Consider the following 20,413-nt stretch of genomic DNA (forward strand, 5'->3'; position numbering starts at 1 on the left):
CCCGTTACTTGTGCAGGCGTGGGCCGGAGGGATGGTTGGAGCCGTGGACCTGCGCATGGCAGGTGATGCAGCCGCGGCCCATCAGGCGTTCGTCCGGTGTCATGCCGTTGCCGAGCGACAACTCCGTCTGCAGGTCGTTGGGGTGGCGGGTATGCGAGTGGCACTGCTGGCACAGCATCGGGATCGGTGCGACCAGCAGGGCGTGCTGGTTGGAGCCGTGCACCTGGTGACAGTTGAGGCAGCTTTCGCGTACCGGGGCGTGTTCGAACAGGAACGGCCCGCGCTTCTCGGCGTGGCACTGGTAGCAGGTCTCGTTGACCGTGTCGGTCTTGAGCAGGGTGGCGTTGAGCGTGCCGTGCGGGTTGTGGCAGTCCACACAGCTGATCTGGCCTTCCGGCAGCGGCATGTGCGAACGGCGGTTGAACTGCTGGCGGATGTCCTTGTGGCAGGTGGCGCAGGTCTCGCTCACCGACTGTTTGGCGGTGAGGCCCTCGGCCGAGAATTTCTGCATCGGGTTGTGGCAGTCGCTGCACGACAGGTCGTTGCGCTGGTGGATCGAGCCCAGCCAGACATCGCGCGGACCGCCGGAGTGGCAGCCCAGGCAGCTTTCGGTCTGGTTGGCCACCGGCGTGCCGCCATCGTGGGTGAAGGCGATGATCGAGCCTTTCGCGGTCGGGTTGGCCGCATGCACCGAGCCCGGGCCATGGCAGGCCTCGCAGGTGGCGGTGGCAGGGTTGGCGGCCAGCGCCACCTGCATGCCCAGCGCGTGCGCGGTGTGGGCGAAGTTGTCGTTTTCCTTGGCGTGGCAGGCGGTGCAGACCTGCTCGCCGACCGCCTTGGCCTCCGGGTGCGCCTGGTTGCGCGCCGGTACCGCGTCGGCGAAGCCGGGCGGAGCGTCGAAGCCATGCCCGGAAACGGTGGAAGCGAACCGGGTCTCGGGGAGCTTGACCGCCTGCGCCGAGGCGTCGGCCTTGACCGGGGCGAGCCAGGCAGCGGAAACCAGCACCGCGGTGGCGAGCAGCATCACGAATGCGAGATAGAACCGCACGTGCCTCTCCTTTGTCGTCCCTGCCGATGGGTGGGTGACAACAACGTAATTGCGATTACGGTGCGATTCTGGGAAAGCCTGCGTTCAGGTCAAGCTGCAGCGCAGCAGGCTTGCGTTCAGGAACGGGGGAGGGCGCCCTGCAGGAACATCCGTACCGCCGAACGGGCGCGCTCCTGGATCTGCGGCAATTGGGTGACGTCGACCCAGCCATTGATGGAGCGGATGATCAGTCCGCCGAACACCAGCATGTAGAAATGGTCGGCGGCCATGTCCGGGTCTTCGATGTGCAGGCGTCCGGCGCGGGTCTCGCGGGTGAAGTACTCGCTCAGCAGCCGCTCCGCCGGCTGGATGCCGTGGGCGCGGAACCAGTCGCGCAACGCGGGCTGGCTGATGCCTTCGGTGGTGATGATGCGGTGGCAGGCGATGCGCGCCGGGCTGAGGATCTCCTCGACCATGTGGCAGGCGGCCTCTTCCAGCGCCTGCGCCGGCGGCAGCGGCGAATCCAGCAGTTCTTCGACCTCCTTGCCGAAGTCGTTGATGCTGCGCTCCATCAGCGCGTGCACCAGCCCTTCCTTGTCGCCGAAGGCGCGGTACAGCGTGGCCAGCGAACCGCCGGCGCGCTTGACGATGTCCGACAGCCGCGCGCCCTGGTAGCCCTTCTCGTTGAACACCTCGATGGCGACGTCGAGGAACCGCTCCACGCGCAGTTCGCCACGGCGCTGCAGTTCCACCGCCGGGCGCGGCGGCAGCGTGGGCTTTCCTGTGGAAGGATGTGGCGGTTGGCGCATGCGCGGTCGCGGGGGAAGTCCGGCGCCAAGGATAGCGCCGGTGTTCCTCAGGAGTTGGCGATGCGGATCGCGGCAGCGGCGGTCAGCGGCGCCAGCAGCAGGCTGACCACCAGGCCGGCGGCGAGCAGCAGCAGCGCGCCGCTGGCGTCGAAGCCCTGCGCCGACGCCGCCACCGCGCCGGCGCCGAACACCAGCACCGGCACGTACAGCGGCAGCACCAGCAGCGCCAGCAGGATGCCGGAGCGGCGCATGCCCACGGTCAGGGCCGCGACCACCGCGCCGAGCAGGCTCAGCAGCGGCGTGCCCAGCGCCAGCGAGGCGACCAGCACCGGCAGTTGTTCGTGCGGCAACTGCATCAGTTCGGCCAGCAGCGGGCTGACCAGCACCAGCGGGAAGGCGGTGGTCAGCCAGTGCGAGAACACCCGCACCGCGACCAGCCACGGCAGCGGCACCGGCGAGAGCAGCCACTGTTCCAGCGAGCCGTCCTCGGCATCGCCGCGGAACAGCGTGTCCAGCGACAGCAGGCCGGCCAGCAGCACCGACAGCCACAGCACCGCCGAGGCCACGCGCTGCAGCAGCTGCGGGTTGCCGCCGAGGGCGAGGGCGAACAGCGCCACCACCAGCAGTGCGAACAGGATCGGCTGCGCGGCGTCGCCGCGGCGCCGCCACAGCAGTTTCAGATCGCGCGCGAGCAGCGCCCTGGCGGCGTCGAACAACGTGGGCTGCGGGCCGGGCAGGCTCATGCGGCCGCCTCCGTGGCGGCGCCGAGCGTCAGGGTGCGGTTGCGCACCGGCGGCGCCGCATAGGCGCCGTGGGTGGTGACCAGGGTGCCGCCACCGCTGCGCAGGTGCGCGGAAATCATGCGGTTGACCAGGTTGATGCCGTCCAGATCGAGATTGGCGTAGGGCTCGTCCAGCAGCCACACCGGTGCCGGCGACAACCATAGCCGGGCCAGCGACAGGCGCTTCTTCTGCCCGGCCGACAGCTGCCGCACCAGGGTGTCCTCGTAGCCGGCCAAGCCGACGATGGCCAGCGCGTTGCCGGGCATCTGCCGCACGCGACGGCCCTGCAGGCCGCACAGCACGTGCAGGTTCTCCAGCGTGCCCAGATCCTGCTTGAGCGCCGGAAGGTGGCCCAGATAGGCGATGTAGCGCGAGCGGTCGCCGCTGCCGGCGGGGCGGCCGTCGATGCGGATCGTGCCGTCGTCGGCACGCAGCAGCCCGGCGAGCACGCGCAGCAGGGTGGTCTTGCCGGCGCCGTTGCCGCCCTGCACCAGCAGGGCTTCGCCCGCGTCCACGTGCAGGTCGAGCGGGCCGAACACCGGGTCGTCGTTGCGGGTGAAGCGCAGCCCGCGCGCATCGAGCAGCGGCGGAGTGTTCATGGTCGCGGTCATCGGATCGGGCGCTTCCGTCCTTGGGTGGGAGCGCAGGCAGGCTGGCGCATCGGGCGCGACATTATAGGCATTGCCGCCGGCGCCGCAGCGCGCGGACGGGCGAGGGCGGCCGTTGCCGCCGGCATTGCGTAAACTCGGCGTTCTCCTTCCCCGACGCCGACGCATCGATGCAACCGCAGACCAAGTTGCCCAAGGTGGGCACCACCATCTTCACCGTGATGTCGCAGCTGGCCGCCGAACACGGCGCCGTCAACCTGGGCCAGGGCTTCCCGGATTTCGCAGCGCCACAGCGCCTGGTCGACGAGACCGCCAAGGCCATGCGCGACGGTCTGAACCAGTACGCGCCGATGACCGGCGTCGCGCCGCTGCGCCAGGCCATCGCGCAGAAAGCGCTGGACTGCTATGGCGCGCAGGTGGACCCGGATACGGAAATCACCGTCACGTCCGGCGGTACCGAGGCGATCTTCAACGCCATCCATGCGGTGGTGCGCGCCGGCGACGAGGTCATCGTGCTCGACCCGGCGTACGACTGCTACGAGCCGGCCATCGACCTGGCCGGCGCGCGCGCGGTGCATGTCGCGCTCGATCCGCAGACCTTCGCCGTGGACTGGGAGAAGGTGCGCGCGGCGATCACGCCAAGGACGCGCATGCTGATGGTCAACACGCCGCACAACCCGTCCGGTGCGATGCTCTCGGCGGCGGACATGCAGGCGCTGGCCGACGTGCTGCGTGGCACCGGCATCTACCTGATCTCCGACGAGGTGTACGAACACATCGTCTACGACGGCGCCCGCCACGAATCGGCGCTGCGCTACCCGGAACTGCGCGAGCGCGCCTTCGTCATCTCCAGTTTCGGCAAGACCTACCACTGCACCGGCTGGAAGATCGGCTACGCCATCGCGCCGCCGGCGCTGAGCGCCGAGTTCCGCAAGGTGCACCAGTACAACACCTTCACCACCTACGGCCCCGCGCAGTATGGCTTTGCCGCGATGATCCGCGACGAGCCGGAGCACCACCTTGAGCTGGGCGCGTTCTACCAGGCCAAGCGCGACCGTTTCCGCGAGCAGCTGCTGGGCACGCGGCTGAAGCCGCTGCCGGTGCCGGGCGGTTACTTCCAGCTGGTGGACTACTCGGCGGTCAGCGATCTGCCGGACCACGAGTTCGTGAAGTGGCTGACCATCGAGAAAGGCGTCACCGCGATTCCGCTGTCGCCGTTCTACGAAACTCCGCCTGCCGGGCAGCGCCTGGTGCGGCTGTGCTTCGCCAAGAACGACGCGACCCTGGATGCGGCGATCGAACGCCTGCGCAAGCTGTGATGGAGACGGGCATGCAGGACCTGCGCATTTCGCTGGTACAGGGCGATACCCGCTGGCACGACCCGGCGGGCAACCGCGCGCATTACGGCGCCCTGCTGGCGCCGCTGGCCGGCATCACCGACCTGGTGATCCTGCCGGAGACCTTCACCAGCGGCTTCTCCAACGACGCCATCGACAAGGCCGAAGGCATGGAAGGCCCGACCGTGGCCTGGATCCGCGAACAGGCGCGCGTGCTGGGCGCGGCGGTCACCGGCAGCGTGCAGCTGCGCGTCGGCGACGAGGTCTTCAACCGCCTGCTGTGGGCCATGCCCGATGGCGAGCTGCGGTATTACGACAAGCGCCACCTGTTCCGCTACGGCGGCGAGCACGAGCGTTATGCCGCCGGGCGCGAGCGCCTGTGCGTGGAGTTGAAGGGGTGGCGGATCAATCCGCAGATCTGCTACGACCTGCGCTTCCCGGTGTTCTGCCGCAACCGCTTCGACGTGGAACGGGCGGGGCGGATGGATTTCGACCTGCAGATCTTCGTCGCCAACTGGCCCTCGGCGCGCGCATACGCCTGGCGGACGCTGGCTCGAGCGCGCGCTATCGAGAATCTGTGCTACGTGGCCGTGGTCAACCGCGTCGGCGTGGACGGCAATGGCCTGCACTATGCCGGCGACAGCGCGGTGATCGACTTCCTCGGCCAGCCGCAGGTGGAAATCCGCGAGCGCGAGCAGGTGGTCACCACCACCATCTCGGCGCAGGCGCTGGCTGCCCACCGCGAACGTTTTCCGGCGATGCTGGATGCCGATGCCTTCACCCTGGGGTGACCCCGGGACAACGCTGAACGCCGGCCGGACGATGTCGCCGGCCGCCACCTGGCGGATGCGCCGACGCTGCTAGGCTCGGCCCGTCCCATTGTTGTTATGGAGAGCGAACCATGAAGATCCTGGCGGGAGCCCTGCTGCTGGCGGCTGTTGTTTTTGCGCCGTCCGCGCATGCGGCCGGCAATATCGATTGCGAACTGCGTTTCAACCTGTCCGGCTGGTCGATCTTCTACAAGACCGCCACCGGCAACGGCACCATCACCTGCGACAACGGCGCCAGCATCCCGGTGAAGATCAGCGCCAAGGGCGGCGGCCTGACGGTCGGCAAATCCACGGTCAGCGATGGTCGCGGCAAGTTCACCGGCGCCTACAGCCTCAACGACCTGATCGGCACCTACGGCGGTGCCGAGGTGCATGCCGGCGCTTCCCGCTCCAGCAATGCCCAGGTGGTGACCAAGGGCGATATCTCGCTGGCCCTGGCCGGCACCGGCCGCGGCTGGGACCTGGGCGTGGGCTTCGGCAAGTTCGTGATCGAACGGCGCTGAGTTGCGATGCCCGATGCCCGGTCGCCTGGCCGGGCATCGGGTTCAATCATCCGTCGCCACCGGGAACGCCTTCAGCGTCGCCCACACGATGGGCTTGGCCCATCCGGGTACCTGGGCGAATTCCTCCTGCGTCGCCGGGCAGAGGATCCGCCCGCGCTCCACTTCCAGTACCAGCAGTGGCTCGACCCTGCCATTGGCGTCGGCCGGTCGGCTGTTGTCGTAGAGATGCAGTGCGGTGAGGTGCGGCAACAGTCCGATCAGGTTCAACCGCGAACTGTCGAAGCGCTGGCGGATCTTGCCTTCGGGAATGTCGTGGCCGCCGTTGGCGACGCGTCCAGCGACGCGCTGCAGGTGCAGTTCGACGCTCTCCAGCCCGCAGAACCAGATGCTGACCTCATGCCGCGCGTAGGCTTCGCGCAGCAGGGCGGGGATGGTGTTCGCGCCGAGCGTGGTCTCGAAGACGTAATCGAGATCGTCGGCCATGGCCGCGCGCAGCCGGCGGGTGCCTTCCCGCCAGGCGGTCGCGTTGGCCTCTTCCAGTGGCCAGCCGCGCTCGACCAGTCGGCGGGTGAAGGCATCGGGGTTGAACCAGGCTGCGCCGTCCTCGGCCAGCATCGCGCCCAGCAATGAGCTCTTGCCCGCACCATTGACGCCGGCAAGGACCAGGATCTTCGCCATCGCTTACGACGACTTGCCCAAGGCGATCCCGCGTCCGCGACGGGCGGGGCGGGCCAGGGCTTTTGCCAGGCTGCCCTCCTGCAATGTCGACAGGTGAGCGTCGAACTCGGTCTGGAGAGCCTGCAGCGACTGTGCGCGCTGTGCCGCGGCGGAATGGCCATTGGCCTGGTCGACCAGGCGCTGGTACTCCTCGGCGGACATCACCACCGCCTGCGGATGGTTGTGGTTGGTGACGACCACCGCGCCGCTCCTGAGCACCTTGCGCATCAGTTCCGGCCAGCCTTTGGCCTTGACGTCGCTGGCGGGCGTCTTTTCCAGATCAGGCAGGTTCAGGGTGATATCCATGAGGGCCGTCCAGTGAAGGGGTAGAGGGAAAATATCCCAAATTTCCCATTTTGGACAAATTTCGCATGAGTGGTTCAGGGCGGAGAGCGGATCCGTAAAGCAGAACGCCCGGCACGGGGCCGGGCGTTCACGTCATGCAGAGGGGTAGGGACGAGGCCGACCTTGGATCAGCCGCCGCGCGGGCCGCTGCGGCGTGGGCCGCCCGGACTGCGGTTGCCGCCGGGGCCGCCCGGGCCACGATTGCCGCCTGGACCGCCGGGGCCGCGATTCCCGCCCGGACCGCCGGGACCGCGATTCCCGCCCGGGCCGCGGTTGCCGCCGCCGGGGCGAGCAGCGGCCGGACGCGCGCCGTACGGGCTGAAGCCCGGATTGGCGTGGTCGGACGGGAAGCTCGGGGCATTGCCCGGATGGCCGTATGGATGCTTGCGCTGGCCCTGGCCGGCGGCCTGGCCGCCACCCTGCGTGCGGCCTTGGCCTGCACCCTGGCCGCCGCCCTGCGGACGCCCCTGGCCGGGACCGCCACGACCGGCGCCGCCGGCGCCCGGGCGCGGCTTGCCGTACGGCCGGGCTTGGCCTTCGCCGGCCGGGCCACGGCCCGGACCGCGGTTGCCGCCCGGGCCGGCGTTGCGGTGGCCGCTGGGGCCGGTGCTTACGCCCTCGGGCACGTACCAGGTGCGGAACGCGGCGGGATTGCCTTCCGGCAGGCTGCGGTCGCCCTTGGGCTTGCGCTGCTTGAACGGCTTCTGCGACTGCTTGGCCGCCGCTTCGCCGCTGACGGTCAGGCCGCCCTTGAAGCCGCCGCCCTTGCCGCCGCGGCCACGGCCGCGGTCTTCGCGCAGGGTGTCGAAGCGGCGCAGTTCGCGCCCCTCGTCGGCGGTGTTGTGGCCGTTGACGTAGGCATTGCCGCGACCGCCTTCGCGCACGCGCACGGTGGTCTTGGCCGCCTTGCGCTGGCCGATCACCGGCTGCAGGGTCAGCGCCGACGGCGCGCCTTCCTCAAGCTTCAGTTCGGCGCGCAGCGCCTCGACCTGGGCGTTGGGCAGTTCCACCGACTGGCCGCGCAGCAGTTCGCGCGGCAGTTCTACCTTGCCGTAGCGGGAGCGCTTGAGGCGGCTGACCTGGCAACCCTGCGATTCCCACAGGCGGCGCACTTCGCGGTTGCGGCCTTCCTTGACCACCACGCGGAACCAGTCGTGCGAGTCGGTGCCGCCGATGCGTTCGATTTCGTCGAACTTGGCCGGGCCGTCTTCCAGCGCCACGCCGCGGGCGAGGCGGTCGACGACGTTGTCCGGCACCTTCTCTTGGCCTTCCGGGGCGCGTACGCGCACCACGTACTCGCGCTCGACTTCGAAGGACGGATGCATCATGGCGTTGGCCAGTTCGCCGTCGGTGGTGAGCAGCAGCAGGCCGGTGGTGTTGATGTCCAGGCGACCGATGGCGATCCAGCGCGCGCCCTTGAGCGGCGGCAGCGACTCGAACACGGTCGGGCGGCCTTCAGGGTCCTCGCGGGTGGTCACTTCGCCTTCGGGCTTGTTGTAGACCAGCACGCGCGAGGGATCGGTCAGGGCGCTGGCGACGAAGCTGCGGCCGTCCAGGTCGATCTTGTCGCCGCTCTTGACCGACATGCCGGTCTGCGCGGTCTCGCCGTTGACCTTGACCAGGCCATCGGCGATGCGCTGTTCCAGCGCACGGCGCGAGCCGAGGCCGGCCTGGGCCAGGACCTTGTGCAGGCGCTCTTCCAGCTTGGGCTGTTCGATCGTGGCTTCGCGCTTGAGCGAGAGCTTGTTCAACGACGGCTTGCGGGGGGTGTCACTCATTCTGTTTGGCTCCGGCCGGCGTTTTCTTCGTCGGCCTCAGGTTCGGGATCGGCTTCGTCAACAGCCACGGTCGTCGTCGCGACGGCGTTGTTTCCGGTGTCTTCCACTTCCGCCGCGCGCTCTCCCGGCGCGGCGTCGGGTTCGCCCGTGGGGGCGGTGTCTTCTGCGGCATCTCCGTGGTCTGGAGTTGTCGCGGTATCGGTATCGCCGGTGCCGGCGTCATTGGCCGACGCGGCGGTTCCGGGCGTCGCCGCGCCGGCGGCGAGCGGCGCGGCCAGCTGGCCGTCGTCGCCCAGCGGCAGCTGCGGCTCCAGTTCGCCAATATCGCGCAGTTCGGACAGCGGCGGCAGTTCGTCCAGCCGCTTGAGGCCGAAATAGTCCAGGAATCCCCGGGTGGTACCGAACAGCGCCGGCTTGCCGGGCACATCGCGGTGGCCGACCACGCGGATCCACTCGCGCTCTTCCAGCGCCTGGATGATGTTGCTGCTGACCGCCACGCCGCGCACCTGTTCGATCTCGCCGCGGGTGATCGGCTGGCGGTAGGCGATCAGGGCCAGAGTTTCCAGGGTGGCGCGGGTATAGCGGGTCTTGCGCTCGGTCCACAGCCGCGAGACCCAGCCGTGCACTTCGCGGGTGATCTGGTAGCGGAAGCCGGAAGCGACCTCGACCAGCTCCACGCCGCGTCCCTGGCAACCCTCGCGCAGCAGTTCCAGCGCGCGTTCGACGCTGCCCGGCGGCGCTGGCTGTTCCTCGGGGAACAGCTCCTGCAGCTGCGCCAGGGTCAGCGGCTGGCTGGAGGCCAGCAGCGCGCCTTCGACGATGCGGTTGATCAGCGGTTGATCCATGTGTCGGGACTGTGGCTCAGGCGGGGTCGGGGATGTCGGTGTCGTCGAATTCGCTCGAAAACTGCAGCGGCGCATTGGTGTTGCCGGCCGCCAGCGACTTCACGTAGATCGGTGCCAGCGGCGGACGTTCGCCCTGGTGCACGTCATGGGCATGCTCCTGCACGATGTCCAGCAGCTGTTCCTTGGCCAGCTCCAGCAGGGCCAGGAAGGTGACCAGTACGCCGAGCTTGCCTTCCTCGGCGGTGAACAGGCTCTCGAAACGGTGGAATCTGCCGTCCTCGAGCTGCTCCAGCACGTCGCCCATGCGCTGGCGCACGCTCAGCGCCTCGCGCTTGATGGCGTGGCCGCTGAACAGCTCGGCGCGCTTGAGCACGTCGTGCAGGGCCAGCAGCATTTCCTTCAGGTCCACCGGCGGCGGCACCTTCACCGTGGTCCGGTCCGGCACGAAGGCGTGGGCCTGCGTCGTGTCGCGGTCCTGGCGGGGCAGGGCGTCGATATCCTCGGCAGCCTGCTTGAAGCGTTCGTACTCCTGCAGCCGGCGCACCAGCTCGGCGCGCGGGTCGGCTTCGTCGCCGTCCTCGCTGGGCGGGCGCGGCAGCAACATGCGCGATTTGATCTCGGCCAGCATCGCGGCCATCACCAGGTACTCGGCCGCCAGCTCGAAGCGCAGCTCCTGCATGACGTTGATGTACTCGACGTACTGGCGGGTGATCTCGGCGACCGGGATGTCCAGGATGTCCAGGTTCTGCCGGCGGATCAGGTACAGCAGCAGGTCCAGCGGGCCCTCGAAGGCGTCGAGGATGACTTCCAGCGCATCCGGCGGGATGTACAGGTCCTGCGGGATCTGCAGCACCGGCTGGCCATGCACCACCGCCAGCGGCATTTCCTGCTGCTGCGGAACGGTGGGCGGCGCTGGCGGGTTCGCGGCGGGCGCGAGTTCTGAAGTCATCAGGGCGACATCGGGTGTTGCGAGCCTTTACGTTCCGGGTTCCCGCCCGGGACAGGGTCCTGTCTTCTGGATTGCAAGCCATGCGCGCCTGTCCGGCGTGCGTGCACATCAACAACGCGACATGCCGCGCTTTCATGCGGCAACGTCATCACGAGGAGGTCGTCTACACAGTCCGGGAAGGAATCGTGGATCGGTCGGACGGCGGTGGCCTTGCCTGCCGCCGCACCGGGCCGTTACAGGCCGGCTGCGTGCAATAGGCGTAAAGAGTAATCGCCCCGGCCGGGCGGTGTCCAGCGCCGAGGCGCTAGACTTGCCGGCCATCATTCAGCGGACAAGGAGCGGCGAGCCGTGTGGTATGTGATCGAAGGCTACGACGGGCAGGGCGTGCTGGCCGCGCGCCAGGCCGCGCGGGCGGCGCATCTGGCGCGGCTGCAGGCGCTGCAGGAGCAGGGGCGGCTGCTGCTGGCCGGCCCCTGTCCGGCGATCGACGCCGAGGACCCGGGCGCAGCCGGCTTCAGCGGCAGCGTGGTGATCGCCAGCTTCGATGACCTGGAGGCCGCCCGCGCCTGGGCCGGCGAGGACCCCTATGTGGTCGCCGGTGTCTACCAGCGCGTGGACGTGCGCCCGTTCCGCAAGGTGCTGCCGTGAGCCGGCCTGAGCGGATCAGGGTGGCGTTGGAGGCCGCGTTCTCGCCCCTGCGCCTGGAGGTGGAGGACGACAGCCACCGCCATGCCGGTCACGCGGGTGCGCGCGACGGACGGGGGCATTTCAATGTGGCCATCGTCAGTGAGGCGTTCGCCGGGATGGCGCCACTGGCCCGCCATCGGGCGGTTTATGCGGCACTTGGCGACATGATGCAGACCGATATCCACGCATTGTCGATCGAGGCGCGGACGCCGGCCGAAGCGGGCGGCTGATCCGGGACGCGGGGGAGGGCCACGCTCCGCCCCGTGCGAGGACCATGCAGGTGCGCCAGGTGGACAGGGCCTGTCCCATCGGGGACATCGCCTGTAACAAATCGTTTACAAATCGACGTGGAACCGATTACAGTCGCCGCGACCCCTGCCTGCGGAGGGCACAGCGGTGGCGAAACCGGCAATCACCATCAAGGATGTTGCCCGTGAGGCGAAGGTCTCCGTCGCCACCGTATCGCGCGCCCTCAACGGCCACGAGAACGTCGCCGAGCCGGTGCGCCAGCAGGTGCTGGAAGTGGCCCGCCGGCTCCGCTACACCCCGCACGCCGCCGCGCGCAGCCTGAGCAGCCGCAGCACGCAGACCATCGGCCTGGTGTTGCCCGACCTGCACGGCGAGTTCTTTTCCGAACTGATGCGCGGCATCGATGGCGTGGCGCGCATGCACCGCTGGCACCTGCTGGTGTCCAGCTACCACGGCGACCAGGAGCAGCAGGGCGTGGCCCTGCAGGCGATGCGCGGCCGCGTGGATGGCCTGCTGGTCATGTCGCCCTATACGGCCGATCCCGGGTTCCTGGTGGACAACCTGCCGCCGGCGCTGCCCACCGTGCTGATCAATACGCCGCTGGCGGACGGCCAGTACCCGGCCTTCGGGATCGACGACCACGCCGGTGCCATGGCCATGACCCGGCACCTGCTGGAAGCCGGGCATCGCCGCATCGCCTTCATCGCCGGCCCCGACGGAAACCATGACGCCCGCGAGCGCCTGCGCGGATTCGAGGAAGCGATGGCCGGATCCGGCGCGTCCGCCGAGGGCATCGTCCTGTCCGGCGGCTTCGACGAGGCGTCCGGATACGCGGCCGGACAGGCGCTGCTGCGCGAGGCCCGGCTGCCCGATGCGGTGTTCGCCGCCAACGACATGATGGCGCTGGGCTGTCTGTACGCCTTCAACCAGGCCGGCGTGCGCGTGCCGCAGCAGGTCGCGCTGGCCGGCTTCGACGATATCCCGCTGGCACGTTTCGTTCACCCCTCGTTGACCACGATGCAGGTCAGCATCGCCGACCTCGGCGGGCGGGCGACATCGCATCTGCTGCACCTGATCGACCGCGATGGCGTATCGGAAGAGGTCGGCGGAGCGACCCTGGTCCCCACATTGATCGTGCGTGACTCGACATCCCGACGAGAATCTTCCTGACCCGTTGTCCGTACGCCGGAGCCTCCGGCGGCAACGCACTGGAACGAACCGAATGGCAGCCGCGCTGCCGCACCCGGAGAGCAACATGAATCATCCCGCTACCCGCAAGACGCATCCGGCCCGCAGGCTGCTCAGCTGCGCGCTGGCCAGCTGCCTCGTGCTCGGCGCCGCCCCAGCGTTCGCGCAGAGCACCGGCGCCACCATCCGTGGCCAGGTAATGGCCGATTCGGCACCGGCCGGACAGGCGCAGGTGACCGCGACCAATCTCGCCACCGGCCTGACCCGCAGCGTGCAGAGCACCGCCAATGGCGGTTACTCGCTGGCCGGCCTGCCGCCGGGCACCTATCGCGTGGACGTCAATGCCAGCGGCAAGACCAGCAGCCAGAACATCACCGTGCAGGTCGGGCAGACTGCCACCGTGAACCTGGGCGTCGGCGGGGTGGCCGAAACCGCGAGCGGTGCGGCGACGACGCTGGATGCGGTGCAGGTGACGGCGCAGGCGCCGATCGAGACCAAGACCTCGGAAATCGCCACCTACATCACGTCCAGGCAGATCGAGGCGCTGCCGCAGACCACGCGCAACTTCCTGGCCTTCGCCGATACCGTGCCGGGCATGAGCTTCGAACAGAACCCGTCCAACGGCGCGACCAAGCTGCGCGGCGGCGTGCAGAGCGCCAACAACGTCAACGTCTACATCGACGGCATCGGGCAGAAGAACTATGTCACCCAGGGCGGGTTGACCGGCCAGGACTCCAGCCGCGGCAATCCGTTCCCGCAGCTGGCGATCGGCGAATACAAGGTCATCACCTCCAACTACAAGGCCGAGTACGACCAGATCAGCTCGGCGGCGGTGACCGCGGTGACCAAGTCGGGCACCAACGATTTCTCCGGTTCGTTCTTCTGGGACTACACCAACCAGAACTGGCGCGAGCCGCGCGAGAGCGAGAAGAATGGTGCCGGCAAGACCCGTTCGGGCGAGAAACAGTACGGCGCCGCGTTTGGTGGCCCGATCATCAAGGACAAGGCGCATTTCTTCGTCACCTACGAGGCCAAGGAATACAACGCGCCGCAGGACCTGACGCCGGGCGAGGGCCGCACCGCCGCCGACCTGCCGCAGGCATGGCGCGACCAGCTGGGTGCGGCCAGCACGCCGTTCAAGGAAGACCTGTACTTCGGCAAGCTGGACTGGTCGATCAATGACGAAAACCTGGTCGACCTGACCTACAAGCGCCGCGAGGAAAGCGACATCAGCAACGTCGGCGGGCAGAGCGCGCGCAGCTACGGCACCGATACCGGCGTCAACGAGGACCGCTACGACCTGCACTGGCAGTTCTCCAACACCAACTGGCTCAACGACGCGCATCTGACCTACGAGAAGGCGTTCTGGAGCATGGCGCCGGCCAACTACGGCAACGGCATGGTGCTGACCGACGGGTCGTCCAACGACGGCAGGCAGATCTTCCGCATTGGCGCCGGCAACGGCGGCCTGCAGGACAAGGGCCAGAAGGGCTGGTCGTTCCAGAACGACACCACGTTCTTCGGCTGGGAGGGCCACGCCGTCAAGTTCGGCGTCAAGTACAAGCAGGTCGACCTGGATACGACCGAGCAGCAGCCCTACAACCCGCAGTTCTACTACGACATCAACCAGGGCGGGATGGTGCCGTACTTCGTGCGCTTCGGCAGTCCGGCAGCCGGCACCGGCGGTGGTACGGTCACGTCGAAGAACAAGCAGTTCGGCCTCTACATCCAGGACGACTGGGACGTCACCGATCGCCTGATCCTGAATCTGGGCCTGCGCTGGGATTACGAGAAAACGCCTTCCTACCTGGACTACGTGACCGGCGCGGATGTGCTGGCATCGCTCAACAGCCAGGATCCACAGGCGGGCGCCGCGCCGGGCCAGACCTATGCGCAGACGCTGGCGCTGGGCGGCATCGACATCAACCGATTCATCAGTACCGGCAGCAACCGCAAGCCATTCAAGAAGGCCATCCAGCCGCGCATCGGTTTTTCCTATGACCTCAGCGGCGACGAACGCCATGTGCTGTTCGGCGGCATCGGCCGTTCCTACGATCGCAACCTGTTCGACTACCTGCAGCTGGAACTGACCAAGGCGACGTTCCCGACCCGCGAGTTCATGATCAATTCGCCGGGGCATGCCTGCGATCCGGCCGCAGCCAACTGCCTGGACTGGAACACGCAGCTGCTCGACCGCGACTACCTGATGTCGCTGGTGAATTCGTCCCAGGCCGGTCGTGAAGTGTGGATGTTCGACAACGACCTGAAGACGCCGTATTCGGACCAGATCAGCTTCGGCATCCGCAACACGTTCGAGGTGATGGGCCACGACTGGAATACGTCGGCAACCCTGCAGCACATCCGTTACAAGGATGGCCTGCTGATCATGCGCGGCAACCGCCGTGGCGACGGCAGCTACTACAACGCTTCCGGCAGCCCGTGGAGCGGGGGTGGACTGCCGGGACTGGGCGGGCTGATCCTGGCGACCAATGGCTTCGAGTCCAGGAACAACGCATTGCTGCTCGGTGCCGACAAGCCTTATACGGCCGAAAGCCCATGGAATCTCAACGTCGCCTATACCTTCACCGACGCCAGGCAGAACATCCATGAGAAGGACCCGGTGTATGGCTGGTACTTCCCGGGAGGCGGCTGGTACGACGGCGCATGGACCCCGCGCCATCGCCTGGTGGTCAGTGGCTTCACCGACCTGCCATGGGGCATGAGCGCAGCCGGCAAGCTGACCCTGGCCAGCAAGATCAAGCGCTGGGATGTCGACGGCACCAGCGGCTACGAACACCCGCGTAGCTGGGAGCCGGACGGCACCTATGGCTTCAAGCAGTTCGACATGTCGCTGACCAAGACCTGGGACACCGGCACCGACCTGAAGCTGAAGGTCCGCGCCGACGTGATCAACGTGTTCAACTGGACCAACTGGGGCGGCTACGGCATCAACTGGAACACCGGCGCGATCAACAGCTGGGACCAGTATGCGACCCGTACCTTCAAGCTGTCCTTCGGCCTGGACTGGTAAGACCCCGCTCCCGGCCGCCGGCGACGGCGGCCGGGCGGCCTGTCCGCAGGCATCCCCGTCATCCCACGGTTCCACCCAACGGAAAGCGTCTTGAGCATCCCGCGTACCTCCAAGCTGTTGCTGTGCACCGCCGCCGGCCTCGCGCTGGGCCTGCTGGGCGGGTGCGGCAAAGCGCCAGAGCCGACACCGAAAGTGCTGCCCCAGGTGATCCTGATCGAACCCGACCTGCCGCCGCGGCCGATGAAGCCCGAACTGCCGCCGCTGTTCGACGACATCGAGCGGCGCACCTTCCAGTTCTTCTGGGACACCACCAACGAGCAGAACGGGCTGACGCCGGACCGTTATCCGTCGCGGCCGTTCGCCAGCATCGCCTCGGTCGGTTTCGCCCTGACCGCCTATCCGATCGGCATCGAGAACGGCTGGGTCAGCCGCACCCAGGCCGTGGACCGTACCCTCACCACGCTCAGGTTCCTGCGCGACGTGCCCACCGGTCCGCAGCGCACCGGCAAGGCCGGTTACAAGGGCTTCTACTACCACTTCCTCGACATGCAGGACGGCCGCCGCTACGACAGCTGGGTGGAACTGTCCAGCGTGGATACCGCGCTGCTGATGATGGGCATGCTGTTCGCGCAGTCCTATTACGATGGCAACGACGCGCGCGAGAAGGAGATCCGGCAGATCGCCGACACGCTCTACAGGCGCGTGGACTGGCAGTGGCTGCAGCGCAACAAGCCGCTGGTGTCGATGGGCTGGTTCCCGGAAAGCGGCTTCATCCAGCACGACTGGATGGGCTACAACGAGGCGATGATGCTCTACGTGCTCGCGCTGGGCTCGCCGACGCATCCGGTCCAGCCCGATGCGTGGACGGTGTGGACGCGCACCTACGACAACGACTGGGGCGTGTTCCAGGGGCAGGAATACCTGTCGTTCGGGCCGTTGTTCGGCCACCAGTACAGCCACGTCTGGATCGACTTCCGCGACATCCAGGACGCCTACATGCGCGAGCGCGGCATCGATTATTTCCTCAACAGCCGCCGCGCCACGCTGGCCCAGCGCGAATACGCCATCGCCAACCCGATGCAGTGGAAGGACTACGGCGAGAACGTCTGGGGCCTGACCGCCGGCGATGGCCCGCAGAACACCACCCAGGAGTACAAGGGCGAGCAGCGCCAGTTCCGTCATTACTCCGCGCGCGGCGCGGGCCTGCGCGAGAATTTCGACGATGGCACCATCGTGCCGTCGGCGGCGATTTCCTCGCTGCCGTTCGCGCCGGAGGTGGTGATCCCGGCCACGCAGGAAATGCACAAGCGGTACGGCGACTACCTGTATTCGAGCTATGGCTTCCTGGATTCGTTCAACCCCAGCTTCAATTACGACATCCCGCTCAAGACAGGCCGCCTGATTCCCGATCGCGGCTGGGTGGCCAGCGACTACATCGCCATCGACCAGGGGCCGATACTCGCCGGCATCGCCAACTACCGCGACGAGTTCGTCTGGAACGTGATGAAGAAGAACCCCTATATCCGCAAGGGCCTGGAGCGCGCCGGTTTCGCCGGCGGCTGGCTGTCGCCGGAAGGCGAGGAATGGCAGCCGTTGCAGAAGGACGACAAGGCCGCCGCGGCGCGCGCGGTGGGCATCGCCGAGTCGCGCGCCGCCGCCGCGCAGGAGCAGAAGGCGGTGGACAAGCCCGCGGCGCGGCCGCAGTAGGCCTGGCCGATGGTGCTGCGCCTGCCCGCGTTGTTGTGCCTGCTCCTGCTGGCCGGCTGTGCGCGGCCGCAGGAAGGCATCACCCTGCGCTTCTGGGCGATGGGCCGCGAAGCCGAGGTGGTCGGCGAACTGGTGCGCGAGTTCGAGGCCGAGAATCCCGGCATCCGCGTCGAGGTGCAGAACGTCCCATGGACGGCGGCGCACGAGAAACTGCTGACCGCCTACGCGGCCGACGGACTGCCGGACATCTGCCAGCTCGGCAACACCTGGATTCCCGAATTCGCCACCCTGCGGTCGCTCACGCCGCTGCAGCCCTACGTGGCCGGTTCGCGCGGGATCGTGCCCGCGGACTACTTCCCGGGCATCTGGGATACCAACGTGGTCGAGGGGCAGCTGGTCGGCATTCCCTGGTATGTGGACACGCGGTTGCTGTTCTACCGCAAGGACCTGCTGCGGCAGGCCGGCTACGACCATCCGCCGCGCGATTGGGCCGAGTGGGCGCGGATGAACGCCGCGCTGAAGCAGGTGATCGGGCCGGACCGCTACCCGGTATTGATGCCGCTCAACGAGTTCGAACCGCAGCTGTCGCTGGCGCTGCAGCAGGACGATCCGCTGCTGCGCGACCACGACACCCGCGGCAATTTTGAAAGTCCCGGTTTCCGTCGCGCGCTGGACTTCTACGCCAACATGTTCGAGCAGGGCTGGGCGCCGAAGATGTCCGAAACCCAGATCTCCAATGTATGGGACGAATTCTTCCGCGGCTTCACCGTGTTCTACTTGTCGGGGCCGTGGAACATCCGCGAGTTCCGCGAGCGTCAACCGCCATCGCTGGAAGGCGAGTGGGGCACCGCGCCGCTGCCGGGGCCGCACGGGCCGGGTGCCGGCATCGCCGGCGGCACCAGTCTGGTGATCTTCCAGTCGTCCCGTCACAAGCAGGCAGCATGGAAGCTGATCGAGTTCCTGTCGCGGCCGGCGGTGCAGCAGCGTTTCCACGCCATCATCGGCGACCTGCCGCCGCGCCGCAGCGTGTGGAAGAGCGCGGCATTGGCCGATGATCCGCTGGCCGCCGCGTTCGGCGAGCAGCTGGAGCGGGTGAAACCCACGCCCAAGGTACTGGAATGGGAGCGCATCGCGCAGGAAATGCGCATCGTCACCGAGCAGGTGGTGCGTGGCGGGCTGGCGCAGGATGTGGCGGTCAAGCGGCTGGATGCTCGCGTGGACGACATCCTCGCCAAACGGCGCTGGATCGTCGAACAACAACGCGCAGAGGCGGCGCAATGAAGCGGCGCCCGCTCGCCGGCTGGGTGTTCGCCGCGCCTGCGCTGATCGTCATCGGCGTGTTCTTCGGCCTGCCGGTGCTGTCGGCGCTGGCGCTGAGCCTGACCGATTTCGACCTGTACGCGCTGGCCGACCCGCACAACCTGCGCTTCGTCGGCCTGCACAACTACCTGGACCTGCTGCGCACACCGATGTTCTGGAAGTCGCTGGGCAACACCGCGTACTTCGTGGTGCTGGGCGTGCCGATGTCCATCGCGTTGTCGCTGGGTGCGGCGATGCTGCTCAACGCGCCGGTGGCGCGCTTCAAGGCCCTGTTCCGGACCGCGCTGTTCGCGCCGGTGGTGACCACCCTGGTGGCGGTGGCGGTGATCTGGCGCTATCTGTTCCACACCCGCTACGGGCTGGTGAACTGGGCACTGGGGCATGCCGGCATCAATCCGGTGGACTGGTTGGGCGACCCGCACTGGGCGATGCCGACCATCATCCTGTTCGCGGTGTGGAAGAACTTCGGCTACAACATGGTGATCTTCCTGGCCGGGCTGCAGGCCATCCCGCGCGATCTGTACGAGGCCGCGCGCATCGACGGCGCTTCGCGCTGGAAGCAGTTCCTGCACATCACCCTGCCGATGCTCGGGCCGGTGCTGCTGGTGGTGGGCGTGATCACCGTGTCCGGCTATTTCCAGCTGTTCGCCGAGCCCTACGTGATGACCCGCGGCGACCCGCTGCAGAGCACGGTGAGCGTGCTGTATTTCATGTTCGAGGAAGGCTTCAAGTGGTGGAACCTGGGTCGCGCCTCGGCGGTGGCCTTCCTGCTGTTCCTGATCATCCTCGGCGTGACCACGCTGATGCTGCGCTTCGGCAGGAAAAGGGAACTGGTATGAGCCGCGAGATCGGCCAATCGCGTACCTGGGGCTGGTGGATCAACGGCGCGCTGTTGCTGCTGGCGCTGGTGAGCCTGGCGCCGCTGGCGTGGATGGTGTCGGTGTCGTTCATGCCCAGCGGGCAGGCCTCGCAGTTCCCGCCGCCGCTGTTGCCGGCGCAGTTCACCACCGGCAATTACCGCGAACTGTTCGCGCGCACCGGCATGGCCGGCAACTTCCTCAACAGCCTGGGCATGTCGGTGGGCATCACCCTGGGCTCGCTGCTGTTCAATACGCTGGCCGGCTATGCCTTCGCCAAACTGCGCTTCGCGGGGCGCGAGCGCGTATTCCAGGCGCTGCTGGCGGCACTGGTGATCCCGGCACAGGTGGCGATGCTGCCGCTGTTCCTTTTGATGAAACAGATGGGGCTGGTCAACACCTGGGGCGGCGTGGTGGTGCCGGCGCTGGCCAGCGTGTTCGGCATCTTCCTGGTGCGGCAGTACGCGCGCTCGATCCCCGACGAACTGCTGGAGGCCGCGCGCATCGACGGCGCCAGCGAGGCGCGCATCTTCTTCCAGATCGTGCTGCCCATGCTCAAGCCGGTACTGGTGACGCTGGCGATCTTCACCTTCATGGGCGCATGGAACGACTTCATGTGGCCGCTGATCGTGCTCACCGACCAGGAGCATTACACCCTGCCGGTGGCGCTGGCCTCGCTCTCGCGCGAGCACATCATGGACGTGGAGATGATGATGGCCGGCGCGGTGATCACGGTGCTGCCTGTGCTGGTGCTGTTCCTGCTGCTGCAGCGCTACTACATCCAGGGCCTGCTGCTGGGCAGCGTGAAGGGGTGAGTCGGCGCGCTTGCGAGGCATTGCCTCGC

The 20,413-nt window shown here is 67.8% G+C and carries 20 protein-coding genes; 11 read left to right on the forward strand and 9 right to left on the reverse strand.

The features are described 5' to 3' along the window. Window positions 1-4 precede the first annotated feature (4 nt). From AC1DGW_RS03200 to ccmA, 4 genes are all read right to left on the reverse strand, one after another. Window positions 5-1,048, reverse strand: a complete 1,044-nt coding sequence (locus tag AC1DGW_RS03200) for a DmsE family decaheme c-type cytochrome (RefSeq protein WP_478019296.1) — start codon at window positions 1,046-1,048, stop codon at window positions 5-7. A gap of 116 nt (window positions 1,049-1,164) precedes the next feature. Continuing rightward, a complete protein-coding gene (locus tag AC1DGW_RS03205) occupies window positions 1,165-1,836 on the reverse strand; it encodes a TetR/AcrR family transcriptional regulator (RefSeq protein ID WP_478019298.1) in 672 nt (223 codons plus the stop codon). A 47-nt stretch (window positions 1,837-1,883) separates the two neighbouring features. After that, the gene (gene ccmB, locus AC1DGW_RS03210; RefSeq protein WP_478019300.1) at window positions 1,884-2,579 is read right to left on the reverse strand and encodes a heme exporter protein CcmB; all 696 of its coding nucleotides are present in this window, start codon (window positions 2,577-2,579) and stop codon (window positions 1,884-1,886) included. Beyond that, a complete protein-coding gene (gene ccmA / locus AC1DGW_RS03215; protein ID WP_478019302.1) occupies window positions 2,576-3,217 on the reverse strand; it encodes a heme ABC exporter ATP-binding protein CcmA in 642 nt (213 codons plus the stop codon). Before ccmA ends, ccmB begins: the two co-directional genes overlap by 4 nt. A gap of 179 nt (window positions 3,218-3,396) precedes the next feature. Between ccmA and AC1DGW_RS03220 the strand changes: the two genes are divergently transcribed. The 3 genes from AC1DGW_RS03220 to AC1DGW_RS03230 all read left to right on the forward strand — a co-directional run bounded on the left by AC1DGW_RS03220 (window position 3,397) and on the right by AC1DGW_RS03230 (window position 5,896). Continuing rightward, complete coding sequence (locus tag AC1DGW_RS03220; protein WP_478019304.1) at window positions 3,397-4,545, forward strand: pyridoxal phosphate-dependent aminotransferase; 1,149 nt, start codon at window positions 3,397-3,399, stop codon at window positions 4,543-4,545. A gap of 11 nt (window positions 4,546-4,556) precedes the next feature. Next, the gene (locus tag AC1DGW_RS03225; RefSeq protein WP_478019306.1) at window positions 4,557-5,354 is read left to right on the forward strand and encodes an amidohydrolase; all 798 of its coding nucleotides are present in this window, start codon (window positions 4,557-4,559) and stop codon (window positions 5,352-5,354) included. A 110-nt stretch (window positions 5,355-5,464) separates the two neighbouring features. Further along, window positions 5,465-5,896 carry a hypothetical protein gene (locus tag AC1DGW_RS03230; protein WP_055769447.1) on the forward strand — a complete coding sequence of 144 codons (432 nt, stop codon included), beginning with the start codon at window positions 5,465-5,467 and terminating at the stop codon, window positions 5,894-5,896. 42 nt (window positions 5,897-5,938) lie between these two features. Here the strand turns inward: AC1DGW_RS03230 and AC1DGW_RS03235 are convergent, their stop codons facing one another. From AC1DGW_RS03235 to AC1DGW_RS03255, 5 genes are all read right to left on the reverse strand, one after another. Next, window positions 5,939-6,574, reverse strand: coding sequence for an ATPase (locus AC1DGW_RS03235; protein ID WP_478019309.1), 636 nt, complete (start codon window positions 6,572-6,574; stop codon window positions 5,939-5,941). 3 nt (window positions 6,575-6,577) lie between these two features. Further along, a complete protein-coding gene (locus tag AC1DGW_RS03240; protein WP_478019311.1) occupies window positions 6,578-6,919 on the reverse strand; it encodes a type II toxin-antitoxin system prevent-host-death family antitoxin in 342 nt (113 codons plus the stop codon). A 167-nt stretch (window positions 6,920-7,086) separates the two neighbouring features. Beyond that, window positions 7,087-8,736, reverse strand: coding sequence for a pseudouridine synthase (locus AC1DGW_RS03245; RefSeq protein WP_478019313.1), 1,650 nt, complete (start codon window positions 8,734-8,736; stop codon window positions 7,087-7,089). Continuing rightward, window positions 8,733-9,581 (reverse strand): SMC-Scp complex subunit ScpB, encoded by an 849-nt coding sequence (scpB, locus tag AC1DGW_RS03250; protein ID WP_478019315.1) that lies wholly within the window; start codon window positions 9,579-9,581, stop codon window positions 8,733-8,735. Before scpB ends, AC1DGW_RS03245 begins: the two co-directional genes overlap by 4 nt. Before the next feature lie 16 nt (window positions 9,582-9,597). Continuing rightward, on the reverse strand, window positions 9,598-10,530 hold the full coding sequence (locus AC1DGW_RS03255) for a segregation and condensation protein A (protein ID WP_478019317.1): 933 nt from the start codon (window positions 10,528-10,530) through the stop codon (window positions 9,598-9,600). Between the two features lie 348 nt (window positions 10,531-10,878). On the opposite strand from AC1DGW_RS03255, the gene AC1DGW_RS03260 reads away from it, so the two are divergent. From AC1DGW_RS03260 to AC1DGW_RS03295, 8 genes are all read left to right on the forward strand, one after another. Further along, window positions 10,879-11,178 (forward strand): YciI family protein, encoded by a 300-nt coding sequence (locus AC1DGW_RS03260; RefSeq protein WP_478019319.1) that lies wholly within the window; start codon window positions 10,879-10,881, stop codon window positions 11,176-11,178. Continuing rightward, window positions 11,175-11,447 carry a BolA family protein gene (locus AC1DGW_RS03265; protein WP_478019321.1) on the forward strand — a complete coding sequence of 91 codons (273 nt, stop codon included), beginning with the start codon at window positions 11,175-11,177 and terminating at the stop codon, window positions 11,445-11,447. Before AC1DGW_RS03260 ends, AC1DGW_RS03265 begins: the two co-directional genes overlap by 4 nt. 166 nt (window positions 11,448-11,613) lie before the next feature. After that, window positions 11,614-12,636 carry a LacI family DNA-binding transcriptional regulator gene (locus AC1DGW_RS03270; RefSeq protein ID WP_478019323.1) on the forward strand — a complete coding sequence of 341 codons (1,023 nt, stop codon included), beginning with the start codon at window positions 11,614-11,616 and terminating at the stop codon, window positions 12,634-12,636. A gap of 85 nt (window positions 12,637-12,721) precedes the next feature. After that, a complete protein-coding gene (locus AC1DGW_RS03275) occupies window positions 12,722-15,685 on the forward strand; it encodes a TonB-dependent receptor (RefSeq protein ID WP_478019325.1) in 2,964 nt (987 codons plus the stop codon). Window positions 15,686-15,775: 90 nt separating this feature from the next. Further along, the gene (locus AC1DGW_RS03280) at window positions 15,776-17,392 is read left to right on the forward strand and encodes a glucoamylase family protein (protein WP_478019328.1); all 1,617 of its coding nucleotides are present in this window, start codon (window positions 15,776-15,778) and stop codon (window positions 17,390-17,392) included. A gap of 15 nt (window positions 17,393-17,407) precedes the next feature. Then, window positions 17,408-18,673, forward strand: coding sequence for a sugar ABC transporter substrate-binding protein (locus AC1DGW_RS03285; RefSeq protein ID WP_478019630.1), 1,266 nt, complete (start codon window positions 17,408-17,410; stop codon window positions 18,671-18,673). Then, window positions 18,670-19,551, forward strand: coding sequence for a carbohydrate ABC transporter permease (locus AC1DGW_RS03290; protein WP_478019330.1), 882 nt, complete (start codon window positions 18,670-18,672; stop codon window positions 19,549-19,551). Before AC1DGW_RS03285 ends, AC1DGW_RS03290 begins: the two co-directional genes overlap by 4 nt. Next, on the forward strand, window positions 19,548-20,384 hold the full coding sequence (locus AC1DGW_RS03295; RefSeq protein WP_478019332.1) for a carbohydrate ABC transporter permease: 837 nt from the start codon (window positions 19,548-19,550) through the stop codon (window positions 20,382-20,384). Before AC1DGW_RS03290 ends, AC1DGW_RS03295 begins: the two co-directional genes overlap by 4 nt. Window positions 20,385-20,413: the final 29 nt, after the last annotated feature.

The sequence above is a fragment of the Stenotrophomonas sp. 05N423 genome, from assembly GCF_056397145.1.